The sequence below is a fragment of the uncultured Campylobacter sp. genome, assembly GCF_938031315.1.
GTDB lineage: Bacteria > Campylobacterota > Campylobacteria > Campylobacterales > Campylobacteraceae > Campylobacter_B.
In genome coordinates this window covers 1-3,423 of the sequence record NZ_CALHHT010000015.1, presented here as the reverse complement: position 1 = coordinate 3,423, position 3,423 = coordinate 1, and the positions used below count along the sequence as shown (strand labels likewise).

Here is a 3,423-nt window from a genome sequence, read left to right as displayed (position 1 = left end):
TGTCGCCGCACGCGAGCTGGAGAGGCGGCGCAAGGAGAGCTAGCGTTAAATTTAGCGCCGAGTTGCGCCGCCGCCGCAAAGATGCTAGCACGCCCAGTTTTAGGAAACGAGGCTAAGTGCCGTTAAATTATGAAATTTATGCACGCGTCGCAAAGATACAGACCCCAAATGGCGCTTTTTGGGTACCGGTGGATTATTAAAGTAGCCGAATGGGTGGCAAAAGCGGGCTTGGAGCCGCGGGAGATCGCGAAATGTGCGCTTTTAAATTTGGGCTACTTACCGTGCTTCTTTGGTTTTTGCGTTCATTTTGGTGGATTTTAATCGTCCGCACGCCGAATGTGCGCCCATTACGTGATACCTGCGCGCTCAAAGAGCTGCGATCGGATAGTATAAACGCCGTGAAATTTTATCGCATACTTCGGTCTTTAAATTTAAAATTTAGCCCGCAGAATTTGATCTGTGCTAGAGTTTTGGTGCGGATCGCACTAAAACTCCGCGCCATAAATCGTCGCAGCCGATAAAATTTTAATTCGCGCCGTTTTGCCGCGATAGAATTCTATGGAATTTTCCCAGTACTAGCTGTAAAATTTCAAATCGTTATGCGTCTTGCGGAGACGCTAAAATTCTGCCGCGATAGAATTTCGCAGCGGAATTTTACGCCGTTTGGCGTATTCGCTAGAGAGTGTTTGGACGATAAAATTTTAGGCAGAGCTGCGGGCAAAATTCTAAATCCAAAGTAAAATTTTGCCCGTCAAATCTACTGCGCGACCACTTTATCGATCCAGTCAAAAAGCTCATCCAGATCGTAATCGCCGGCGTGTCCTTGTCCCCAAAGCACCGCAAAATCGACGTTCTTACCCGCATTTTGCAAGCTAAGCGCCAAAATAGCGGGGATCGCAAGCGCCGTATCGCGATCGCTCGCGCCGTGTCGGATGCGGTAATGCTTCGCGCCGTTTTCGTTGCGCACGAAGCTCATCGCATCCATCATCTCCACGAGCTGTGCACTTGCGATTAGCACCCCTTTGGCGGGGTCATTCATCGCGCTAAAATCCGTAAAATGCGCCGCGTTAAATTTGGCGCCGCCGAACAGCTCGTTTTCGGGATTTTCAAGCGTGAAGCCGTCGAATGCGGGCGGGGTCTTGGCGCGCGGCTCGGAGGTCGCGTAGCCCCAAAAAAGCATATGCGATTGCGATGCGTCGTCCTTGATCTTGGCGGCGAGGTATAGGGGCGCCTTCGCGCGCGGATTTTTCGCCGCAAAATTAGCAAACGAGGCCGATATGAGCCCGTTTATGTAATCTTTGAAGCTGCCGTCGCCATTTTTATCCAAGCTTAGCGCGCGGCCGCCCCCGTCCTTTAAGCTTAGCGAGTTCAGATAGGCGGGGAATTGCGCCTTTAGCTCGTCTGAAATTTTAATCTGCGCTGTGCTTAGTTTGCCGCTTAGCATCTTGCGCGCGGGCTTTGCAGCGCTTTGATTTGCGCCTTTTTTGGAATTTTTTTCAGCGCCGCTAGAATTTTCGCCGCGCTCGTTAAATCCCGCCGCATTAAGGCCGCTAAAATCCATCTTTTCATATTCGCTCTGCGCGCCGAACATCCACTCATACGCCGCGTCCGCGTGCTTTAGATTTGTGATCGGGCAGTATAGCGACGCCGCGTAAATTTTATCGCTCGCCTTTGCAGCGCCCAGCTCCTGTAGATACGGCTCGTACGCGGCCTCGTCCCCGCTCGTGCCTAAAAGCGCCGAGAGCGCTCCGCCCGCGCTCGTGCCGTTTGAGATGATCTTGTTCGCGTCCCCGGGCATCGCCGCGTCGTTAAATTTCAGATACCGCACGGCCGCCTTTAGATCAACGATCGCTGCGGGCGCCTTGCCGATATAATCGCCATTTGCGCCTTTTAGCGTGCGTCCGCGCGCTGCGGGAGCGGCTACGACGTAACCGCGCGAAAGCGCCGTAGCGATCGCGTTTGGTTTGCCGCTTTCGTCTATTTTGACCTCGCCCGCTTCGCCCGGCATGTAGCCGCCCACGCCGTTTGGCAAAAATATCGGCGCGCTCGCGGCGTCAAATTTGCCGCTCTTGCCACCATCAAAATACTGCTGCGGGATGAAGATATTCATGCTCTGATAGTGCGTGCTTACGGGTTTTGCAACGTAGATTATGTTTTTGTAGGCGCGAAATTTTATCTTTTTGCCGCCTACGATCACGCTTTCTTGCGTAAAATTTGCGGCGTTAAATTTCAGATCTATTTGCGCGCTCTGCGTCGCAGCCTCGGCGTTTAGGCTTAGCGCGCCGCAAAGTATCGCGGCAGCGCCTAAGGCAAGGGATTTTTTACTCACTGAAGTGTCCTTTCTATTTTGATATTGCCGCTTTTTAGCCATTCAAGCAGCTTAGTGACAAAGCTAATTTTAGCAAAACTCGGCGAATACTTAAATCCGCTGCGCGCCTAAATTTTGAAATTTAAACGCAAAGGCATCTGCAAGTTGAAAGGAATTTTAAACTCGAAGTGTTATTTTAGTGGGCATTTGCGGTCCGCCGCCGTAAATCCGGCTGCATTAAATTTCGCTCGTTAATTCATAAGCTTGAGCTGCGTTTCGAAGGCGGATTTGGGGTAGAGGCCGATGAGCTTTTTAACCGCTTTGCCGTTTTTATCGTAAATCACCGACGTAGGGGTGCCGAAAATGCCGCCTACGATGGTTTCAAAGTATTTCACCGAGCTCGCGCCGCTGACGCTTGGGAATTTTATCCCCTTTTCGCGAGCGACCGCGGCATCGGCTTCCAGGCCTTTGCCGTCGCCCAAAACGCCGATAACTAGCGCGTTGCCGCTAGTTTGCAGCTCGTTTAGCACGGGTACTTGGGCTTTGCACGCGCCGCAGCTGCTGGTGTAGAAAAACAGCACGAGCGGCTTGTCGTTGCCCTCGATCTTTAGCGTGCGCTCGGAGGGGTCGAACTTGGAGGCAAGCGAGGTTCCGTCGCTGCTTAGATGGTGCTTCCATCCGTCGCAGCCTGCGAGCAGCAGAGCAAGCACGGTGGCAGCAACTTTTAAATTTAAAAATTTTATCATCTAAAACCCGCCTTCGGGCGCGCTAAATCAGCCTTTAAATTTGCGTTTGAAATTTTAAAATTTACGGCGCGATCTGGACGGAAATTTATATCGCGATCCGCGCCTAGGCGTATGTTGCGATCCGCGTCGAAATCTGTGCCCGTGGTGTTTCGGCTTTTAAAATTTAGAATTTTAAAATTTTTACCCGCTCCGCTAGGCTTCGCAACGGCGCTTGATCTTTCTAGGCAAGCAGCTTCGGCGGGACGTGCGTAGCAAAGAGCCGCACCTGCTCGCGCGAGCCTTAGGCGGATCCAAAAAGAGCGCGCGGCGCAGGCGGTGAAATTTTTAAATTTTAACGTAGCTTCATTTTTCATCATGCGAGCTAAATTT

5 protein-coding genes are annotated in these 3,423 nt (G+C 51.7%); 2 read left to right on the top strand and 3 right to left on the bottom strand.

What is annotated here, in order from left to right:
* The first annotated feature begins 209 nt into the window (after positions 1-209).
* Both Q0236_RS00395 and Q0236_RS00390 read left to right on the top strand, forming a co-directional pair.
* Complete coding sequence (locus Q0236_RS00395) at positions 210-521, top strand: hypothetical protein (RefSeq protein ID WP_297913693.1); 312 nt, start codon at positions 210-212, stop codon at positions 519-521.
* A 78-nt stretch (positions 522-599) separates the two neighbouring features.
* Positions 600-740, top strand: coding sequence for a hypothetical protein (locus tag Q0236_RS00390; RefSeq protein WP_297913690.1), 141 nt, complete (start codon positions 600-602; stop codon positions 738-740).
* A 17-nt stretch (positions 741-757) separates the two neighbouring features.
* Here the strand turns inward: Q0236_RS00390 and Q0236_RS00385 are convergent, their stop codons facing one another.
* From Q0236_RS00385 to Q0236_RS00375, 3 genes are all read right to left on the bottom strand, one after another.
* Positions 758-2,371 carry a subtype B tannase gene (locus Q0236_RS00385; protein WP_297913687.1) on the bottom strand — a complete coding sequence of 538 codons (1,614 nt, stop codon included), beginning with the start codon at positions 2,369-2,371 and terminating at the stop codon, positions 758-760.
* A 188-nt stretch (positions 2,372-2,559) separates the two neighbouring features.
* Positions 2,560-3,054: a TlpA disulfide reductase family protein gene (locus tag Q0236_RS00380; RefSeq protein ID WP_297913684.1), complete on the bottom strand. Its 495-nt coding sequence runs from the start codon at positions 3,052-3,054 to the stop codon at positions 2,560-2,562.
* A partial coding sequence (locus Q0236_RS00375; protein WP_297913681.1) for a hypothetical protein occupies positions 3,051-3,423 on the bottom strand: 373 nt, incomplete at its 5' end. The genes Q0236_RS00380 and Q0236_RS00375, both read right to left, overlap by 4 nt.